Below are 18,938 nucleotides of genomic sequence, written 5' to 3' on the forward strand. Positions count from 1 at the left end.
GGCGGGGTCACTTGCCCTTCGTGAGGATGGAGCGGGGGCTGAGCCGCAGTACGGAGGCGGCGGGAACGGCGGTGGCCAGCAGGGCGATCCCGAGTCCGACGCCGCCGACCGCGGCGAGGTCGGCCCGGTCGAGCCGGACGGTGATCCTGTCGATGGGGTCGGCGTTGTCCACGGGCCTGTCGTCCGGGTCGATGCCCTCGTCGAGACCGGTGCGGCCGGGAGCCGGAGGCTGCCAGGAGTCGATCCGCTGCTGGGCCTCGGTGGCTTCCCTGCCGAGGAGTGCCTGACCGGCGCTCTGCGTCAGGTTCTGGGCGAACAGGGAACTCAGGCCGACGGCGAGAACCGCGACGGCGACGATCTCCACGGCCTGTTGGGCGATGAGCCTGCCCTTGTGTTCGCCCATGGCCAGCAGCACGCCGTACTCCTTCCGGCGCTGCTTCATGGCCAGATCGACCAGGAGGGCGAGGACGGCGGCGCCCGCGACGATGAGCAGCCACATGGCGAGGGTGGCGGTGGAGCGGATGCTCCTGAGGGGTCCCGTCATCTGCTCGATGGCCTTGTCGTTGGTGTCCAGCGCGAATCCGTCGAGTTCGGAGCCCGCGGCCCGTCGGGCCTCGTCCTTGAAACGGCGCAGGTCGTCGGCGTCCCGAAGCAGGAAGGTCGCCTTGCCCACTTGCAGGGGCCCGCCGGTACCGGAGTTGAGGTGGGCGAGGCCGCCCACTGTCCCGTACAGCATGTTGGCCGGGTTCATGCCGTACTCCGGTTCCGCTTCGGAGCCGGGGCGTGGGTCACGGTAGACGCCCGTCACGGTGAACTTCGCCGTGGCCTTGCCCTCGTTGGCGCCCAGGGTGATCGTGGAGCCGACTTCGAGACCGTTCTTCCTGGCCAGTCGCTCCTCGATCAGCAGCCGCTTGTCGTTCTTGTCGGCGGCTGTCAGATGCCGGCCGGACAGGAGGGTGAACCTGCCGCTGCGGAAGTCGGACAGCAGACCGGTGTCGAGAACGCCGATGCCGGCGGTGCCGCCGGGTCCCATGGTGTTCGCCACTCCGTCGGTGACGAGTTCGGTGCCCTTCTTGAGGATCGCGCGGTCCCACATGGAGTAGGTGTACTTCTGGACCTGTGGCAGGGCGCCGAGCCTGTCGACGGTCGAGGCGGCGATCTGCGGTGCCTGGATGCCACCACCACCGCCGCCGCCCAACTGGCCCATGTCGATGGCCAGGGTGACCTCGGCGCCCACGGAGCGCTTGGCCTTCTGCTCGGCCCGGGCCGTCGCGTCGTCGATCAGTACGCCGGCCAGCACCATGAGGGTGATGACGAGGAAGGCGGCGAGGGTGATCAGTGTCCGGCCCTTGCGGGCCCACAGGCTGAGCCCCGCGCGTTTGACGAAGTTCATGAGGTCGGCTTTCTCGGTCGGTGCCGGGGGGCTATTCGTTGTGGGTGAGGATGGAGCGGGGGTGCAGGCGGAGGATCCCGATGCCGGGGACGGCGGTGGAGACCAGCGAGATGCCCAGGCCGATGCCGGCGACCTTGCCGAGGACCACGGGCCCGATGTCCATCGCGGGCGGGCCGACCGCCGCACGGGGTGTCCCGGCCGCCACGGGCTCGCGCTGCCGTTGGCCCGGAGTCACGTCGCCCTGCCGGTGGTCCAGCAGCGCGTCGCCCAGTTCCTGGCCTGCGAGCTGACCCGCGAGGGCCGCGACGGCGACGGCGGGCAGGGCCACGGCCGCCACCTCCACGAGGTGCTGGCCGATGAGCTTCCGCTTCTTCTCGCCCATCGCCAGCAGCACCCCGAGTTCGTCGCGACGCTCCCGGACCTGCAGCATCACGATCAGGGCCAGGATCAGCGCGCCCGCCAGGGCGATGACCCACACGATCAGCCCGGCGAACGTACCGACCTGCTGAATCGGGCGGACCTGGTCCCTGTACGCCCTGTCGTTGACGCGGAAGTCGAAGGTTCCCGCGCCAAGCAGCCGTTCGGCCTCGGCGTGCAGGCGCTCGGCCTGTTCCGGTGAGCCGATCCTGAACACCGCTTCGCTGAGGACCGCCGCCGCGTCGGAGCCCAGTTCCTGAGCGACGCGCACCGGGGTGTAGAGCGTGTTGCCGGGCAGCTCGTGCGACGGTGTCCAGCGCGGCGGATCCGGTGTCGGGTCCCGGAACACTCCGACAATTGTCAGCGGCACCGTGCGCCGGTGGTCGGCCGACCGGACCCGGACGGTGTCGCCCACCTTGAGGCTGTTCCTCTCGGCCAGGCGTCGCTCGACGACGGCGACCTGTCCGCCGCTGTCCTCGGGGGTGATTCCGCGCCCTGCCGTGATCCTGGCCGACCCGTAGGAGAAGGGCAGGAGCATGCTGGAGTCCCGCACGCCGCTCACCGCCAGGAAGTGCCGGGCGCGGTCCCCGGTCCGGGTGCCCGGGGGCTTCGGCCCGTCGGACTCCAGCGGTTGTGCGCCGCGCGCCTCGGCCTTGAGGGGAAGCACCGGGTTGTACCGGTTCACCGGCGCCGACCTCCCGAGTCGGTCCGCGACGGCCGGTCCGAGCCCCTTCCCCCTGACCGTCACGTCGACGCCGATCGTGCGTCGCGCGTCCGCCTCCTGGCGTGCGGCGGCGGCCTGCAGCAGGAAACCGCCCAGCAGCAGGGTGCAGATGACGACGAAGATCCCCGACAACACGACGGTTCTGGCTTTCCTGGCACGCAGGCTGGTCCCGGCGCGCTTCACGAAGTTCATGGCCATGAGAAGAGCAGGCCGCGCTTTGCAGCCGGATAAGGCTGTTACGGCGGTATAAGGTCCGCCGCGGCGCGTGGCGCGAAGGCGCGGCTCCGGAGCCTTATGCCCTTGCAATCCCGGTCTTGCTTTCATGTGGCGATGAGAGTTCTGGTAGCCGAGGACCATCGCGTACTCGCCCGTACGATCGCCACCGGTCTGCGGCGGCAGGCGATGGCCGTCGACATCGCGGTCACGGGGGACGAGGCCGAGCGAAGATGTCTGCTCACCGACTACGACGTGCTGATCCTCGACCGCGATCTGCCCGTCATGAGCGGCGACGAGGTGTGCCGGCGGCTGCGCGAGCTGGCGGACCCACCGCGCATCCTGATGCTCACCGCGGCCGGTGAGATCACCGACAAGGTGTACGGACTGACCACGCTCGGCGCGGACGACTACCTGGCCAAGCCCTTCGACTTCGCGGAACTGGTCGCCCGGACACGGGCTTTGAGCCGCAGGGCGCACCAGCCGCCCCGCACCGTCCTGCGGCAGGGCGGCATCGCTCTGGACCGGGCGCGGCGTGAGGCGTCGGTGGACGGCCGCCGGCTGGAACTGACACCGAAGGAGTTCGCGGTCCTGCAGTTGCTGCTGCAGGCCTCCGGAGAGGCGGTGCCGCACCGCGAGATCGTCCGCACCCTCTGGGACGAGAACCTCGACCCGCGCACCAGCGCGGTCCGGGCCACCGTCAGCCGGCTGCGCGGAAAGCTCGGGGACCCCGGGCTCATCACGGCCGACAAGGGGCAGGGATACCGCCTGTGCGACTGAATCCGCGCGCGCTCCTCGGCAGGCTGCCCTTCCGAGCCCGCCTGGCCGCGGCCATCTCCACCCTCTTCCTGTTCACGGGCGTGGCACTGCTGGCCTTCGTGGTGCTCCTCGCGCGGCACGGAACGGCCCAGCAGGTCGAGGGCATCGCCATCGCCTACGGGAACACGTCGACCGAGGCCCGGCCGTCCTACTCCCCCGTGCACCCCACCGGGCCCCAGGCCACCCGGGGCAGGGGCGACGGCGACTTCGCCATGATCCAGAAGATCGACTGGACCATCCAGGCCGTCCAGGACACCGCGCTGCGCCAGACCGTGCTCTGGTCGGGAGTCGGGCTGCTGATCATGGCACTGCTGGCCGGGCTGATCGGCTGGTGGCTGGCCGGACGAGCGCTGCGTCCCGTCGCCTCGATGACCGAGGCGGCCCGGCGGATCAGCGAGGAGAATCTGCACCAGCGGCTGGCGCTCACCGGACCCGACGACGAACTCCACCGCCTCGCGGACACCTTCGACACGATGCTCGAACGGCTGGAGAAGTCCTTCGAGAGTCAGCGACGCTTCATCGCCAACGCCTCCCACGAACTCAGAACACCCCTTGCCGTCCAGCGCACCAGTCTGCAGGTCGGCCTCGCCGATCCGCTGCCCGAGGGCCTCGCCGAAGTCCGCGAGGACCTGCTCGCCGCCAACCGCGAGGCCGAGCAGCTGGTCAACGCCCTCCTCCTGCTCGCCCGCAGCGACCGTGGCCTGGAGGAGCCCGTCGACGTGGACCTGTCGGCCACCGCGCGGACCGTGACCGCGGAACTCGCTCCGCAGGCCGCGAACGAGCGCGTAGACGTCGCCCTGACGGCGAAAGCCCCGCTGCCCGTCCTCGGCGACCCGCTGCTGCTACGGCATCTGCTGACCAACCTCGTGCGCAACGCGGTCCAGTACAACCGTCCGGGCGGCCATGTCCGCGTACGGCTCGAAGGCCGCACGGTGACCGTGACCAATACCGGCCCCCACGTGCCCGCCGAACGGATCCCCTACCTCTTCGAGCCCTTCCGCCGCCTCGACCGCGACCGCACCGGCGCCGGCGGCCACGGCCTCGGTCTCTCCATCGCCAGTTCCATCGCGGAGGCCCACGGCGCCGAGCTGACGGCCGAACCCGGGGACGACGGCGGATTCAGCATCGCCTTGCGTTTCCCGTGACCACGGCCAGGAACGCCCGGACGGGCAACCCGGTGCCCCTGACCCCCAACGGCCTTTCAGACGGGCCGGTTCACCGAGGCCCGGAACCGGTGAGGACAGCTGTCGTGCCGTCCGCTCTGGGGTCGCTCGCCGCGTCGACCTCCTCCCCGCGCAGCCGTGCCGTCTGTACGTGGCCCGCCTCGTCGTGCGGTCCTGACGTCCGGGCCACCTCCAGGCCCAGGCGATGCGCGACGGCGGTCAGGTGCTCGGCGTCCGGGGTGCCGGGTTCCAGGACGAGGGTGGGGTGCGGGCGGTTCAGGTCTCGGGAGCCGATGACCCAGCGGGGGCGGGCCAGCACGGCTTCCGGGGCCGGGGCGTCGAGCAGGTCCTCGGCCACCTGGGACAGGATCCACGCCTGGGCCCTGCCGCCCTGACAGCCCAGGGCCACCACGCGTCCCGGGGCGGTGGCGAGCGCCGGGCACAGCGTGTGCGGAGGCCGTGCCCCGGGCCGCAGCGCCCCGGGGTGCGCCGGGTCCAGGCCGAACGCCGAGCCGCGGTTGTGGAGCACGATGCCGGTGGCCGGGTCGGCGATGCCCGATCCGAAGCTCTGGAACACGCTCTGGATCAGGGAGACCGCGTTGCCCTGGTCGTCGACGGCGGTGACGGCGACCGTGTCCCCGGCCGGTCTGGGGCCGGCGGGCAGCGCGGCGACGTCACGCTCCGCGCGCAGCAGCAGGCCGTCGATGTCCACGGCGCCGGACCGGGGGTCGCCGAGGAGCGCGTCCCGGCTCAGTTCCGCCTGCCGGGCCGCGGTCAGCGGATCGGTCGGTGGATCGCCCCGGCGTCCGAGGACGGCCAGCAGCGAGGCGCCCTGGCTGGGCGGCGGGGCCGCCCACCAGGTGACGCCGTGCACGGTCGCGCTCAGCGCCGCGGTGTTCTCCGCGCGGTGCCCGGCGAAGTCCTTCGCGTCGAGCAGGCTGCCGCGTTCAGGAAGGCCCGCGACCAGGCGGCGGGCGGTCGGTCCGGTGTAGAAGTGGCGCCAGTCGTCGGCGAGTTCCCGCAGGGTCGCGGCGAGTGCCGGCTGGACGAGGGCGGCTCCGACGGGCAACGGTTCCCCTGCCTCGTCCAGCAGCAGCGCCGACAGCCCCGGGTCGGCCCGTACGGCGTCGAGGCGGTTGCGGATAGCCCGGGCCAGAGCTTCACTCACCGGGACACCCCCGTCGGCCAGGGCGACGGCCGGCGCGAGGCTCCGGGCGAGCGGCAGGCGGGCGCCCAGGCGGGCGAGTTCCGCCCACCCGGCGACCGCGCCGGGGACCGTCACCGTGTGCGGGCCGCCGGGCGGCATCCTGTCTCCCGCCGCGCGCAGCGGTACGGGGTCGGTGGCCGCCGCGGCTGCTCCCGCCGAGAGCACCGAGCGGACGGTGCCGTGTGCGCCGTCGCGGACGAGGGCGACGAGGTCGCCGCCGATGGAGCACTGGTGCGGGTAGGCGACCGTGAGCGCTGCGGCGGCGGCGAGCGCGGCGTCGATCAGACCGCCGCCCGCGGCGGTCACCTGGCGTGCCGCCTCGACGGCGGCGGGATGGGGTGCGGCGATCGCGATCGTGGCCACGGTCAGTCCCGGGTGCTGAGGATGGCGCGGGCGAAGGAGCCGTCGGCGCCGACCAGTTTGGTGGGCAGGCAGGTCAAGTCGTAGGTACCGCCGGGTACTTCGTCGAGGTCGGCGTTCTCCAGGATGAGGACCCCGGCGCCCAGCAGGGAGTGGTGGACGTCCCAGGTGTCGGTGCGGTGGTGGCTCTCGATGGTGAGGTAGTCGATGCCGATGAGTTCGACCCGGTGCTCGATCAGCCAGTCGGCCGCTTTCGGGGAGAGGCCCACCCACTGCGGGGCGCGCTCGGTCTCCTTGAGGGCGCCGGCGGAGTTGGAGGTCTTGAGCAGGACGCGGGTGTGCCCGGCCGCCGGGAGCCGCGGCACGGGCTTCTCCGGTCTCAGTGCCGCAGCACCAACTCCGTTACGAGGTGGGCGACTTGGTTGCACGAGTCACCACCGCCGTAATGCCTGCGTCAGGGCGGCCCGAGCATGACGGCCGTGGCGGTGACCATGAGCGCGCCGCCCGCCTCTCCCAGCAGAAGCGCGCGCCTGCCCGGAGAGACCGTGGCGATCCGGGGCGGCCAGGCCAGCCGGACGAGCACCACACCCGCCCGGGACACGCTCCAGACGGCGACGGAGAACAACACCGTCCAAAGCGCGAGGCCGGAGGGCGCGAGATCGGCCGACATGGCCGGCACGGTCGGCACGAGGCCGTCGGCGGAGCCTGCCCCGCCATGGTGACTTTGTCCTACAACCGCGGCGGCCGCCGTCAGCAGTGCCATCGCGGCCAGGTTCACCGACTCGGCGGCTCTGCGGAACGCGCACCCCGCGCGCATCTCCCACAGACAGGCACCGACGAGCGCGGCAGCCCCCGCCACCAACAGCCCAGGGCCTGCGGCTCCGGGAGTCATCGCCGCCATACGGGCCAGCGCAATCCCGTGCGGCAGCCACTGCCGCACGGGCGACGGCAGATGACCGGCGAGGCACAGCACCCCGCCCACCAGCCCCGTCACCCACAGCACCTCATGCATGGGGCGCGCACCGGGCGGAGTGGTCCACCTCCGGGAGGACATTGACGGTGTCGACGGTAGGGATCAGTTGGGGTGACGTGCTCACGGTCCTCCTGATGTCACTCGCGATGTCACTCGCGCGGGCCGACGCCCTCGCAGATACGGACAAACCTGAGCGATACATGTTTCTTAGCCGACCGCCTCCTGTTTCCCAGCAGTAACAGCTGTAGGCCGCGTCGACCCCCGTGTCTCCGCACGTACGGGGTCGGCTCGCGTGTCATCAGTACGCCACTGGCGTGCGGCGTCGCCCCGTCGGCCGGTCGGTCACTTCGCCTCGGCGAGCCGGACCGCGTCGGGCCCCGCGGGGAAGCGCAGTCGGCCGGTCGTGTCGTGCACGGCCCGCCACACCGTCTCGGCGACATCGCTCTCCTTGGTGAACAGGTCCTGCCCGGTGAAGTCCCCCATGACCTTCTCCGCCCACGGCGCGTAGGGCGCGGGGATCAGCTCGTCCAGTGCCCCGCCGCTCGTCGCCCTGGCCGCGAAGTTCGTCGTCAGGCAGGCTCCCGGCTCGACCGTCTTCGCCCGCACGCCGAAGGGTGCGAGTTCGAGCGCGAGGGACGCGGTGAATCCCTCGACGGCCGCCTTGCTCGCCTTGTAGACGGCCGAGAGGGGCATATGGCCGAGCACGACGCTGGAGGTCACGTTGACCACCACGCCGGAGCCGCGCTCGCGGAACTGCGGCAGCACCGCCTGCGTCGTCGCCATCACCCCGAAGGTGTTGGTCTCGAAGACCTCACGCACGCGGGCCATGGGGGTGCCCTCGAAGACGCTGATCAGAGGGATACCCGCGTTGTTGACCAGTACGTCGACGGTCCCCGCGGTCTCCAGCGCGGCGGTGATGGTCTCCGGCTCGGTCACGTCGAGCTCGACGACACGGAGGCGGTCCGACTCGGGCAGGACGCCCGCACGCGGGGTACGCATCGTGGCGATGACGTTCCACCCCTGCGAGTGGAAGTGGAGGGCCGTCTCCCGCCCGTAGCCGGATGAGACACCGGTGATCAGAACTGTCTTCATGCTGTTCTCCTCGCGATGCGGTGGGAGTGATGACCTCCGCGGGAGGCAGGCATTTTCCTACTCCGCGGAAGAACTGGTACTCCCATTGAATCGCCGTGGGCTGCGACGAAAGTAGAGCTATCCTCGTCCCCCCTTGCACAATCCTCCCGATCAACCCGATCAACCCGATCCATCCGGCCCAGCTGTCCACCCGTGCCCCTCAGGGCATGACGCCCGCCGGACTTCGTACGGTGTCCCGGAGGCGGGCCGCGTCCCGGCTCGGGGGTGCTCCGAACTGACGGCGGTACTCGCGGCTGAACTGCGACGGGTTGTCGTAACCCACGCGTTGGCCGACTCCGGTGACATCGCCCGGGTGGGTGGCGAGCAGCAGCCGGGCCTCCTGCAGCCGGATCTGTTTCTGGAACTGGATGGGGCTCATCGCGGTCACCGCCTGGAAGTTGCGGTAGAAGGCGGAGACGCTCATGCCGGACATCCTCGCCACGTCCTCGACCAGGAACGCTTCCGCGTAGTGCTCGCGGATCCAGCCCACGGCCCGGGAGACATGGCTCAAGCTGCTGTCGGCGAGGCCGAGTTGACGGACCGTCGCACCCTGCTCGCCGGTGATCACGCGCCACAGGATCTCGCGTTTCACGAGCGGGGCGAGTACGACCCGGTCACGTGGTTCGTCGAGCAGGCGCAGCAGCCGGACCACCGCGTCGAGCAGCCCGGGTGAAGCGTCGCTGACGGCGATCGCCGACGGCGCGCCTCCGCCCGGGCGGGGGTTGCCTCCGGGGCCTGCCTGCAACAGCAGTTCGGCGACGGCCGACGGTTCCAGTGCGAGACCGAAGCCGAGGGCCGGCTGCTCGGGTTCGACCTGGACGAACTGTCCGGTGACGGGGAGGTCGACGGACGCGACGAGGTACTGCCCGGAGCCGTACTCGTAGACCCGGTCGCCCAGCGCGAGGCGTTTGGCGCCCTGGGCGATGACGGCGAGCACCGTGCCCGACATCGAGGGTGCCGGTGGATCCGGCCGGTCGACCTTCGAGATCAGGACGCCGTCGACGGCGGTGGTCCAGTCGGGCCGGGCGTGCCGGGCCAGCAGGGTCCGCAGCTCTTCGAGATACATGCGTCCATTGCAGCACCATTCGGCATCCTCGCTCCGGCAGCCGCGAGGATCGTGCAAGTGGCGGAGAGCATCGCTCTATCGTTTACGCAGGTCAGCTCGGTTGAATGGAATCACCGCACTCCATCGACCGAGAAGAAGGCCCCAATGATCGCCACGTATGGTTTCAACGCCACGCTGACCGCGAAGCCCGGAATGGGTGACCGGCTGGTCGAGTTGCTGCTGACCGGTCTGGACGAGGGCAGCCCCGGCGCGAGCGAACACTGCGTCGTCTATCTCGTCTCCCGTTCCGCGTCCGACCCCGACGTCGTCCACGTCACCGAGGGGTGGAGCAGCGAGGAGGACCATCACCGGATCTTCGCCGGCGAGGCCGCGCAGGCCATCGTGGCCGAGATCGACGGGCTTCTGGCCCAGGAGTCCACGTACACGGACTACGTCCCGGTCCGTGGAAAGGCCGCTTTCTGAACCCCGGCCCGCTCCCCCGACCATCCACCTGCAGCCCCCAGCCCACGAAAGGCAACCACCATGACCGCAGCACGCCCCGACCTGGACCCCCAACTGCGTGCGCTGCTCGCCGACATGCCGCAGATGCCACCGCTCAGCCCGGAAGTACTCGCGCAGTTGCGCCGGCTCCCGTCGACGCCCGTCGAGTCCCTGCTCGCCGACCGGCGGGTCGACCGGCGTGAGGTCACCGTCCCCGCCAAGGACGGCGCCTCGATCCCCTTGTCGGTCTTCAGCCCCGCCAACCCTGATCGCTCAACTGCCGCGCCCGCACTCACGCCCGCACCCTGCGTCTACTGGATGCACGGTGGCGGCATGATCATGGGTGATCGCTTCTCGCAGATCGACATCCCGCTGGAGTGGCTCGACGAGTTCGGCGCGGTCGTGGTCTCCGTGGACTACCGGCTCGCGCCGGAGGCCACCGGCACCACCCTGGTCGACGACTGCTACCAGGGACTGCTCTGGGTCGTCGAACACGCCGGCGAACTGGGCATCGACCCCGCCCGAATCATCGTCGCCGGTGCCAGCGCGGGCGGCGGCCTCGCGGCCGGTGTCGCTCTGCTGGCCCGCGACCTCGGCACCCCGGCGATCGCCGCGCAGATACTGATCTGCCCCATGCTGGACCATCGCAACACCAGCGCCTCCAGCCTGCAGTACTCCGGCGGTCCCGGCGTGTGGACCCGCGAGATGAACGAGTTCGGCTGGCGTGCCGTCCTGGGCGACCACAACAGCAGGGACCACAACGGCAGGAACCACAGCAGCGGGGACCACCACCACGAGAACCCCGACGGCCACGAGGTATCCCCTTACGTCTCGCCCGCACTGGCCACCGACCTCTCGAACCTGCCGACCGCCTACATCGACACCGGCTCGGCGGAGGTCTTCCGCGACGAGGACACCGACTACGCGACTCGCATCTGGGCCGTCGGCGGCCAAGCCGAACTCCACGTCTGGGCGGGCGGCTTCCACGGATTCGACGCCTTGTACCCACAGGCACACATCTCGGTCACGGCCCGCCGAACCCGTACCGACTGGCTCGCCCGGCACCTGCGCCGCGACCGCACGGCATGACCGTCGGCGGCCCTGAGCAACACAACGTCGGCGCCCCGGGCGACCGCGGCCGAAAACATGTGCCGCCGGTGCTGAACCCGCAGCAAGCAATGGTCAATTCAAGCCGTTGTCTTGTCACATCCATGACAACCCTGTGCATCAGATGTCACTCTGCTGGCGAACGTTCACCCTTCGTTCACACCCTCACACCCCCCACTCATACATCCCCCGTACCCCCACGTCTCACGCGCCGCCGAGTTCTCCGGCGCCTCCGTGTGCACCTCGTGCTGCGCTTCTTCCCGCTCCACCCCGTTCCGTGCCGGGCCGGCCGTACCCCGTCGGCCCGCTCACCGCCGGCTCCCACCAGGCGCCGGCCGTCGCAGGAGGAGAAGACATTGTCCGGGCCCCATCGCTTCACCCACCGGCGCAGACGCGCCGCAGCCCTCGCCCTCACGACCGCGAGCTCGCTGCTCGCCCTCGGCGTCCAGGGCGGACCCGCGTCCGCCGTACCCGCCGACCCCAGCCCTTCGAAGATCGTCGCCATGCCTCGCGCCGGCGCCGCCCAGCCCACCCTGTCACCCGCCGCGCGTGCCTCGCTGATCAAGAGCGCCACGGCCAGGACGGGTGACACGGCGAAGGAACTCGGCCTCGGCTCCCGGGAGAAGCTCGTCGTCAAGGACGTCGTCAAGGACGCCGACGGCACCACCCACACCCGGTACGAGCGCACGTACGCGGGGCTTCCGGTCCTCGGCGGCGACCTCGTGCTGCACCTGAAGAACGGCCGGAGCACCACCTCCAAGGCCACCCGCGCCACCATCAAGGTGCCCACCACCACGCCGAAGATCTCCGCGGACAGCGCCGCCGACAAGGCACTGTCCGTCGGCAAGGCGGCCGACGTCGAGAAGTCCGAGATCGAGGGCAAGCCCCGGCTCGTGGTGTGGGCCGCCGGGTCCTCCAAGCCGGTCCTGGCCTGGGAGTCCGTCGTCGAGGGGTTCCAGGACGACGGCACCCCCAGCGAACTGCACGTAGTCACCGACGCGAGCACCGGCAAGGTCGCCATCGAGTACGAGGGCGTGCACACCGGAGCGGGCCACGGCCAGTACAACGGCGAGGTCTCCGTGGGCAGCACGCTGTCCGGTTCCTCGTACCAGCTCGTCGACCCCGACCGGGCCGGGCAGCGTACGTACGACCTGAATCAGGGCACCTCGGGCACCGGGACCCTCTTCTCGGATGACAACGATGTCTGGGGCGACGGCACCCAGAGCAACCGGCAGACGGCCGGCGTCGACGTCGCCTACGGCGCGGCGGCCACCTGGGACTACTACAAGGACACCTACGGCCGCAACGGCATCCGTAACGACGGTGTGGCCGCGTACAGCCGCGCCCACTACGGCAACAACTACGTCAACGCCTTCTGGCAGGACGCCTGCTTCTGCATGACGTACGGGGACGGCTCGGGCAACGCCAACCCGCTGACCTCGCTCGACGTGGCGGCGCACGAGATGACCCACGGTGTCACCAGTGCCACCGCCAACCTGACGTACTCGGGAGAGTCTGGCGGTCTCAACGAGGCCACCTCGGACATCTTCGCCGCCGCGGTGGAGTTCCACTCCGACCTGGACGCGGACGTCCCCGACTACCTGGTCGGCGAGAAGATCGACATCAACGGCGACGGCACCCCGCTGCGCTACATGGACAAGCCCTCCAAGGACGGCGCCTCCCGCGACTACTGGGACGCCTCGCTGGGCAGCATCGACGTCCACTACTCCTCCGGTCCGGCGAACCACCTCTTCTACCTGCTGTCCGAGGGCAGCGGAGCGAAGACCGTCAACGGGGTGGCCTACGACAGCCCGACCTACGACGACGTCCCCGTGACGGGCATCGGCGTCGAGAACGCGTCCCGCATCTGGTACCGCGCGCTGACGACGTACATGACCTCGTCGACCAACTACGCGGGTGCCAGGACCGCGACCCTGCAGGCCGCGACCGACCTCTTCGGGGCCTACAGCGACACCTACCTCGCCGTGGCCGCCGCCTGGGCGGGCATCAACGTCGGTGACCGCATCGCGATCGGTACGAACCTGTCCCCGATCGACGACCAGCTCTCCGGCGTCGGCCAGGACGTGTCCCTGCAGATCGAGGCCTACACCACCAACGCGGACTCGCCCCTGACCTACGAGGTCACCGGCCTGCCCGACGGCCTGACCGCGAGCGCCGGCGGGCTGATCTCCGGCGTTCCGACCACCACCGGGACCAGCGAGGTGACCGTGACGGTCACCGACAGCACGGGCTCGACCGCGTCGGACACCTTCGAGTGGCGCGTGGCGAACATCTACGGCAGCTCCACCCGTGTCGACATCCCCGACAACGGCGCGGCGGTCGAGTCGCCCATCACCATCACCGGCCGCCCGGGCAACGCCTCGGCGACGACCGAGGTGTACGTCAACATCGTCCACACCTACCGGGGCGACCTGACGGTCGACCTGGTGGGCCCCGACGGGACCGTGTACTCGCTGCTGAACCGCAGCGGGGGTTCGGCGGACAACGTGAACCAGACCTTCACGGTGAACGCCTCGGCACAGCCCGTCGACGGCACCTGGAAGCTGCGGGTGCGTGACGTGGCGGCGATCGACGTGGGTTACATCCAGCAGTGGCGGATCACTCCCTGACGCACTGCCTGCCCCGCATGACCGCCCGCCCGGACCGTGCCATGGTCCGGGCGCGCGGTGCGTGCTCATGGCATCGGCGGGAGAAGGACATCACCCGACTGCGGCAAACCCGGTCGCCTCTCGGGGCAAACCAGGACCGAGTCCGTCCGGATCTGGATCTAGCGTCGTTGAGGACACCGAGTTCTTCGGAGAACTCGGGTTCTTCAGCGGAAGGCAGACTCAGATGCACGGGACGCCCGCACACGACGACAGGTCCGGACTCGCCGAGGCCAAGGACAGGGCGCTGACGGTCCGGTCCCAGTACGAACGGATCGAACAGCACGTACTGGGCAGGACGTGGACGCTGCCGGAGCTCGCGCTCGGCTTCACCAACGACGCCGCCTACGTCGGACGTCTGGTGCTCGCCGCCGAGCGCACCTGGGGCATCGACGGCGACGTGGACGCCGAGTTGCGGCACAAGCTGGCCGAATGCCTGTGGTGGGTCTTCGTGCTCGCCGACAGGCTGGACGTCGACATGCCGGAAGCCTACGCGGCCACGATGGACCGCATCGGCGCGGGCCTGCAGCAAACCCTGGGCGGCGCGGACGCCTGAGGGACGATCACATCCGGCAGGGTGACATCGGTGATGACCTGGACCCGACTCCTACCGACACCACCCGAACCGTTCCGGCGCGGTCGTGTAGTGGAGGCCGTCGAGCGGGAGGTCGGTGAGGAAGCGCAGGACCAGATCGGCGTACTCGGCTTCCCGTTCGAGGTGCACCATGTGGTCGGCGTCGCGGACCAGGAGGAAGGTCGAGTCGGCGATGGCGGCTGCCACGGCACGGTTCTCGTCCGGCGTGCTGACGTCGTCGTGCTCGCCGGTGAACACCAGCGCGCGCACGGCGTCGATGCTCTCGGACGGGAGCGGATCCGAGGCGAGCAGCCGCTGGTGGCAGACGGCGTGACGGCGGGCCGCGGCCGGTGTGATGCGGGCGAACTGCCGGTGCAACATCCTTGCCACGGTGGCCGCCTGGGAGACCTGGCCCTGGAGGGTGGTGTTGAGCAGCGTGGCGACGGCACGGTCCGCGATCTCGTGCGAGCCGGCGTCCGACAGCGTCCCGTCGATGTCGTCCGCGAGCGCGGCACGGGCACGCCACACCTGCTCGCAGTCGGACACCAGCCGCGGGTTCATCCGGTGCGTGGCGCCGGCCAGGACCAGCCGTGCGACCCGCTCCGGCCTGCTGAGGGCGGCGCGGTAGGCGATCGGCGCGCCGTACGAGGCGCCCAGGAGGTTGATCCGGTCGAACCCGAGCCGGTCGGTGACCACCAGGGCGGCTTCGGCGAGCGCGTCGAAGCCCTGCTCGGCGGGCAGGTCGTCGGCCGTTCCGACGCCGGGCAGGTCGACGAAGACCAGGGGCATGTGGGCGCTGAGTCTGCGCTCAAGCCGGGGCCACGCGTACATGTCCTGGAGGGCGCCGCCGAGCAGGAGCAGGGGTTCGGTGACCGGAGGCCGGTCCGAGGTGATGACACGGCAGGTGTAGCGAAGGCCGCGCCATTCCAGTGGCACGAGCTCCTCTCTCGTCTCCTCGGGCGCGTTCCACTCGGGCGGGTTCCACACGGAGGGCGCGATCGACATCAGTGGTTCCCGGCGGCTCGGCTCGCGATGAGGTCGGCCAGGGCGTTGACGGTGGGGGCGCACGAGAGTTCGTCCTCGGTGAGGAACAGGCCCATGCGGTCCTCCAGTTGCATGGACAGCACGGTCACGGCCATGGAGTCGATGCCGGCGTCGGCCAGGGTCGCGTCGGCGGTGATGGGCGCGGGGGGCAGTCCCGCCTGCGCCGTGAGGATGCCTTTGAGTTCTTCCAGCACGTGCTTCGTTTCCTTACGTTCCTGGGCAGATGGATCTCTACAGCTCCGCGGTGACGCCGGGCGGCCACACCAGGGTGGTGGCGGCCCAGGCGAGCCCGCTGCCGAAAGCGACAACGAGCACACGGTGCCCAGGTTTCAACTGGCCCTCGTCCGCGGCGTGGGCGAGCAGCAGCGGGATGGAGGCCGCCGCGGTGTTGCCGACGTGGGCGATGTTGGAGGGCGTGCGCTCGGGCGGGATGCCGAGTGCGTCGGCCACGGAGGCGGCGATGCGCCCGTTGGCCTGGTGGACGATCAGCCGGTCGACCTCGTCGAGCGTCCACCCGGCGGCCTGTGCCGCGTCCCGGGCGGCCTGGCTCATACGGCGCACCGCGTGTCGGAAGACCTCGTTTCCGCGCATGTGAACGAAGAAGTCACCCGGAGGCGCGGTGTCCCGCCGGTCACGCTCCCGGGCCCCGCCGGCCGGGATGACGATGGCGTCGGCGAGCGAGCCGTCGCTTCCCCAACTGAAGGGTCCGAGGCAGCCGTCCTGCCCACCGAGCCCGGCCTCCAGGACGACGGCTCCCGCGCCGTCGCCGAAGAGAGGGGCCGTGGAGCGGTCGTCGGAGTCGATGATCGCGGACATCGTCTCCGCGCCCACGACGAGGACCTTCCGGGCGCTGCCCGCGTGGATGAGTCCGGCGGCGACGGCCGACGCGTACACGAACCCCGCGCATCCGGCGGTGACATCGAAGGCGATCACGTCGCGCAGGCCGAGCCGGTGGGCGACCGCGGGCGCGGTGGCCGGGCAGTGGTGGTCCGGGGTGGTGGTGGCCAGGACGACGGCGTCGACGTCCGTCACGCCGGCCGACCGCATGGCCCGGCGCCCGGCTTCCACGGCAAGATCCCCGGTGGACACCGACGTGTCCGCGCGGCGACGCTCCTCGATGCCGATTCTCTCCCGGATCCATGCGTCGGTGCTGTCCAGCCGAGAGCACAGCTCGTCGTTGGTCACGCGACGGGGTGGAAGATGGGAACCCACACCCGTCACCACTGCGGCCGGCCCCTGCGCATCACGGAGTCCCGCACTCGAAACATTCATTCACTAAGCGTACTTGAGTGAAACCGGAGAGTTACCGGTGAGCCTGGATCCCGTTGGGGCGCGATGCGTTCGGGGGAGTTCGAACCGTCACGAACAGGTTCATATAGGCTGCGTACGCTGCCCTTTGTAGCCTTGTCCTTCCCCAGGAGAGTCTCCCAGTGACCGTAGTGACCGCTCAAACCGAACCGGCCGTTCCGCCCGCCGACCAGGTGCCCGGACAGGCGACTTCAGAAACCGGGGAGTTCTGGGTCGAGCCCGCGACGTCCGTCGACGGGAGCCCTGCGGCAGGGGCGCGCGCCGAGGTTCCGGCCGCCGGGGCGCACGACGAGGCGCTGACGGATGAGGCGCACGACGACGTCGCGGTCGCGCAGGACGACGCGCACGCCGGTCCCGCGCCGGACGACGCGCACGACGACCTCACGGCGGACGACGTGCACGACGATGTCGCGCGGGACGCCCAGGACTTCGGGGCGTACGTGCGGGCGGGCGGCTGGGCGTTCGCGCTGAAGGTCGCGCGCAGCGTGCGGCCCGGCGGAGAGACGGCGGGCGAAACGCCGAAGGTCTCCGCGAAGGCCTTCGCCGGGCTGGCCGGGTGCTCGCCCGAGCGGGTCATGCGCTACTACAAGGCGTGGGACAAGGCGGCCGACGACGGTCTCGTCCCGTACTTCGAGGCGCTGGCGCCGGGCCAGGAGGTGGAACTGCCGGACTCCGACGTGTGGCACTCGTACTACGTCTCGCGGTCCAGCGCCTCCTCCGAGCGCGGCACGGCGATCGCGGCGGCGGCCGAGGCCGAGGGCATCCGGCCGACTAAGGCCCTGGAGGTCGCCGAGAATCCCACCGCGCTGCGGGCGGCGATCCTCGCCGACCCCTCCACCGCGAAGGCGGCCCGGGCGGCGCTCCTCGACCGGATCCAGGAGGATCCGGCGCTGCAGACGGAGATGGCCCGTGACATCGCCCGCACCGACGACCTGAAGAAGGCGGTCGCCTCCGAGACGCAGGCGGCGAGCCGCATCGGCTACGTCCGCCAGATCGTGGAGAACGGCCAGGTGAAGACCCCCGCCGGGCAGACCATCGACGCTCCCGCGGAGCTGCGCGCCGAAGCCGAGCGCCACCTGTCGCTCATCGACGAGCTGGACGAGAACGAGGACACCAGCGAGTGGGCCTCCGAGGCGTTCGACTCGATGAAGGACATCGTCGCCCAGACCATCCAGGCGGACCCCGAACTCCGCCTCCAGGAACGCCGTACGAAGTTCTACAGCAGCCTGCAGAAGGCGACCAAGGTCTTCGAGGAGCTGACCTTCGACGACGTGGACGACCTCGACACCATCTACGAGGACGACATGCTGCAGCGCCTGGAGGAGCTCCAGGCGGCCATCACCACCTGCATCACCGCCCTGCGGAAGGCGGCACCGGGCGAGTGAGTGTCGTGCCCCGGCGGGGGCGGGGTGCCGCCGGCGGCCGTCACTCCTCGAAAGGCGCCGCGAACAGTAGATCCTCCACCGTGGGCACCGGGAATTCGGGGATGTGACGGCGGCCGACTTCGGCGAAGGGGTGCGTCAGCACCGACATGGGCTTGGTGCGGCACAGCGAAAGTATGTTGTCGAGCGCGTCCTGCTTGAATCCTTCCCTGGGGAATACGGCCAGTATTTCCTCAAGGGCGTCGGACGGAATTCTCCGCAGTTCGTTCCCCGTGAAATCCAGTCCCGATCCCACGGAGATCATCGCGATCTCCGGACGCTTCCGGGTCGCGATACCGGCGTTGGTGTGCAGGGCGATCGCATCCCAGACGACCGCCACGCGCTCGGCCGGCATGCGCTGTGCCCGCAGGAACCGCTGTGCGGCGTCGGCGCCGTCGACCTCGAAGCGCTCGGTCGGTGTCCGGTACGCCTCGACCAGCCCGAGGTCGTGCAGGGCCGCGGCGACGAACGCGAGTTCACGGTCGTAGCGGACGCCCTGTCGGTCGAGCAGCAGAGCGCCGAAGAGATACGTCCTCATGACGTGGTTGAAGAGAGTCCCTGAGGACACGCTCCGCACGAACCGCGCGGTGCTGCGGGCCAGTTCGCTGGTGGGGATGCGGACTCCGGCCACTGTTCCGGGCAGCTCGTCGGCGGTGCGGCCCGAAGCGTTGCCGGGCGATGCCGCCGCTCCTGTCGCCGCGGCGGCGGGCGGACCGGACACCGCGGTGGCGAGCGCGGAGGTGGCGCCCATCGCGGCGATGCCGGCACCACGTCCGAGCGCCGCGCGCCTGGTGACGCCTCTCACCGCGTCACCCTTGCCGGAATCGCTCTTACCGAAATCGCTCTTGTCGAACATGTGAAGAGAGCCTTCT

18 protein-coding genes are annotated in these 18,938 nt (G+C 70.5%); 7 read left to right on the forward strand and 11 right to left on the reverse strand.

The features are described 5' to 3' along the window. Window positions 1-7: 7 nt before the first annotated feature. A complete protein-coding gene (locus OHS59_RS02785; protein ID WP_328491771.1) occupies window positions 8-1,393 on the reverse strand; it encodes an ABC transporter permease in 1,386 nt (461 codons plus the stop codon). Between the two features lie 31 nt (window positions 1,394-1,424). Beyond that, window positions 1,425-2,726 (reverse strand): ABC transporter permease, encoded by a 1,302-nt coding sequence (locus OHS59_RS02790; protein ID WP_328491772.1) that lies wholly within the window; start codon window positions 2,724-2,726, stop codon window positions 1,425-1,427. 138 nt (window positions 2,727-2,864) lie between these two features. On the opposite strand from OHS59_RS02790, the gene OHS59_RS02795 reads away from it, so the two are divergent. Continuing rightward, window positions 2,865-3,527, forward strand: a complete 663-nt coding sequence (locus OHS59_RS02795; RefSeq protein WP_328491773.1) for a response regulator transcription factor — start codon at window positions 2,865-2,867, stop codon at window positions 3,525-3,527. Further along, window positions 3,518-4,711, forward strand: coding sequence for an ATP-binding protein (locus OHS59_RS02800; protein ID WP_328491774.1), 1,194 nt, complete (start codon window positions 3,518-3,520; stop codon window positions 4,709-4,711). The genes OHS59_RS02795 and OHS59_RS02800 overlap by 10 nt, the downstream gene beginning before the upstream one ends. Before the next feature lie 70 nt (window positions 4,712-4,781). Here OHS59_RS02800 and OHS59_RS02805 read toward each other — a convergent pair whose 3' ends face one another. The 5 genes from OHS59_RS02805 to OHS59_RS02825 all read right to left on the reverse strand — a co-directional run bounded on the left by OHS59_RS02805 (window position 4,782) and on the right by OHS59_RS02825 (window position 9,466). After that, entirely contained in the window at window positions 4,782-6,299 is a 1,518-nt protein-coding gene (locus tag OHS59_RS02805; RefSeq protein ID WP_328491775.1) for a gamma-glutamyltransferase, read from the reverse strand. A gap of 2 nt (window positions 6,300-6,301) precedes the next feature. Continuing rightward, window positions 6,302-6,661 (reverse strand): cyclase family protein, encoded by a 360-nt coding sequence (locus OHS59_RS02810; RefSeq protein ID WP_328491776.1) that lies wholly within the window; start codon window positions 6,659-6,661, stop codon window positions 6,302-6,304. Between the two features lie 89 nt (window positions 6,662-6,750). Further along, complete coding sequence (locus OHS59_RS02815) at window positions 6,751-7,308, reverse strand: hypothetical protein (protein WP_328491777.1); 558 nt, start codon at window positions 7,306-7,308, stop codon at window positions 6,751-6,753. A gap of 303 nt (window positions 7,309-7,611) precedes the next feature. Then, window positions 7,612-8,361 carry an SDR family oxidoreductase gene (locus tag OHS59_RS02820; protein WP_328491778.1) on the reverse strand — a complete coding sequence of 250 codons (750 nt, stop codon included), beginning with the start codon at window positions 8,359-8,361 and terminating at the stop codon, window positions 7,612-7,614. A gap of 199 nt (window positions 8,362-8,560) precedes the next feature. Beyond that, window positions 8,561-9,466 (reverse strand): AraC family transcriptional regulator, encoded by a 906-nt coding sequence (locus OHS59_RS02825; protein ID WP_328491779.1) that lies wholly within the window; start codon window positions 9,464-9,466, stop codon window positions 8,561-8,563. Window positions 9,467-9,610: 144 nt separating this feature from the next. Between OHS59_RS02825 and OHS59_RS02830 the strand changes: the two genes are divergently transcribed. From OHS59_RS02830 to OHS59_RS02845, 4 genes are all read left to right on the forward strand, one after another. After that, entirely contained in the window at window positions 9,611-9,928 is a 318-nt protein-coding gene (locus tag OHS59_RS02830) for a putative quinol monooxygenase (protein WP_328491780.1), read from the forward strand. Between the two features lie 60 nt (window positions 9,929-9,988). Then, entirely contained in the window at window positions 9,989-11,035 is a 1,047-nt protein-coding gene (locus OHS59_RS02835) for an alpha/beta hydrolase fold domain-containing protein (protein ID WP_328491781.1), read from the forward strand. A gap of 374 nt (window positions 11,036-11,409) precedes the next feature. Beyond that, entirely contained in the window at window positions 11,410-13,683 is a 2,274-nt protein-coding gene (locus tag OHS59_RS02840) for a M4 family metallopeptidase (protein WP_328491782.1), read from the forward strand. 223 nt (window positions 13,684-13,906) lie between these two features. Next, complete coding sequence (locus tag OHS59_RS02845) at window positions 13,907-14,275, forward strand: hypothetical protein (RefSeq protein ID WP_328491783.1); 369 nt, start codon at window positions 13,907-13,909, stop codon at window positions 14,273-14,275. Between the two features lie 51 nt (window positions 14,276-14,326). On the opposite strand, the gene OHS59_RS02850 is transcribed toward OHS59_RS02845, so the two are convergent. The 3 genes from OHS59_RS02850 to OHS59_RS02860 are packed head-to-tail and all read right to left on the reverse strand — an operon-like array spanning window position 14,327 to window position 16,609. Next, a complete protein-coding gene (locus OHS59_RS02850; protein ID WP_328491784.1) occupies window positions 14,327-15,298 on the reverse strand; it encodes an alpha/beta fold hydrolase in 972 nt (323 codons plus the stop codon). Beyond that, window positions 15,298-15,531: an acyl carrier protein gene (locus OHS59_RS02855; RefSeq protein WP_328491785.1), complete on the reverse strand. Its 234-nt coding sequence runs from the start codon at window positions 15,529-15,531 to the stop codon at window positions 15,298-15,300. Before OHS59_RS02855 ends, OHS59_RS02850 begins: the two co-directional genes overlap by 1 nt. 37 nt (window positions 15,532-15,568) lie before the next feature. Beyond that, window positions 15,569-16,609 carry a beta-ketoacyl-ACP synthase III gene (locus tag OHS59_RS02860; protein WP_328491786.1) on the reverse strand — a complete coding sequence of 347 codons (1,041 nt, stop codon included), beginning with the start codon at window positions 16,607-16,609 and terminating at the stop codon, window positions 15,569-15,571. Window positions 16,610-16,767: 158 nt separating this feature from the next. Here OHS59_RS02860 and OHS59_RS02865 point away from each other — a divergent pair, with 158 nt between their 5' ends. Continuing rightward, on the forward strand, window positions 16,768-18,030 hold the full coding sequence (locus tag OHS59_RS02865) for a hypothetical protein (RefSeq protein ID WP_328491787.1): 1,263 nt from the start codon (window positions 16,768-16,770) through the stop codon (window positions 18,028-18,030). A 40-nt stretch (window positions 18,031-18,070) separates the two neighbouring features. Here OHS59_RS02865 and OHS59_RS02870 read toward each other — a convergent pair whose 3' ends face one another. Then, window positions 18,071-18,922, reverse strand: coding sequence for an HD domain-containing protein (locus OHS59_RS02870; RefSeq protein ID WP_328491788.1), 852 nt, complete (start codon window positions 18,920-18,922; stop codon window positions 18,071-18,073). Window positions 18,923-18,938 lie beyond the last annotated feature (16 nt).

The organism is Streptomyces sp. NBC_00414, assembly GCF_036038375.1.
Taxonomy (GTDB): domain Bacteria; phylum Actinomycetota; class Actinomycetes; order Streptomycetales; family Streptomycetaceae; genus Streptomyces.

Coding starts and splice junctions, on each gene's coding strand:
- OHS59_RS02785 (WP_328491771.1), bottom strand. CDS start 1,393: ATGAACTTCGTCAAACGCGCGGGGCTCAGCCTGTGGGCCCGCAAGGGC.
- OHS59_RS02790 (WP_328491772.1), bottom strand. CDS start 2,726: ATGAACTTCGTGAAGCGCGCCGGGACCAGCCTGCGTGCCAGGAAAGCC.
- OHS59_RS02795 (WP_328491773.1), top strand. CDS start 2,865: ATGAGAGTTCTGGTAGCCGAGGACCATCGCGTACTCGCCCGTACGATC.
- OHS59_RS02815 (WP_328491777.1), bottom strand. CDS start 7,308: ATGCATGAGGTGCTGTGGGTGACGGGGCTGGTGGGCGGGGTGCTGTGC.
- OHS59_RS02820 (WP_328491778.1), bottom strand. CDS start 8,361: ATGAAGACAGTTCTGATCACCGGTGTCTCATCCGGCTACGGGCGGGAG.
- OHS59_RS02825 (WP_328491779.1), bottom strand. CDS start 9,466: ATGTATCTCGAAGAGCTGCGGACCCTGCTGGCCCGGCACGCCCGGCCC.
- OHS59_RS02830 (WP_328491780.1), top strand. CDS start 9,611: ATGATCGCCACGTATGGTTTCAACGCCACGCTGACCGCGAAGCCCGGA.
- OHS59_RS02835 (WP_328491781.1), top strand. CDS start 9,989: ATGACCGCAGCACGCCCCGACCTGGACCCCCAACTGCGTGCGCTGCTC.
- OHS59_RS02845 (WP_328491783.1), top strand. CDS start 13,907: ATGCACGGGACGCCCGCACACGACGACAGGTCCGGACTCGCCGAGGCC.
- OHS59_RS02850 (WP_328491784.1), bottom strand. CDS start 15,298: ATGTCGATCGCGCCCTCCGTGTGGAACCCGCCCGAGTGGAACGCGCCC.
- OHS59_RS02860 (WP_328491786.1), bottom strand. CDS start 16,609: ATGAATGTTTCGAGTGCGGGACTCCGTGATGCGCAGGGGCCGGCCGCA.
- OHS59_RS02870 (WP_328491788.1), bottom strand. CDS start 18,922: ATGTTCGACAAGAGCGATTTCGGTAAGAGCGATTCCGGCAAGGGTGAC.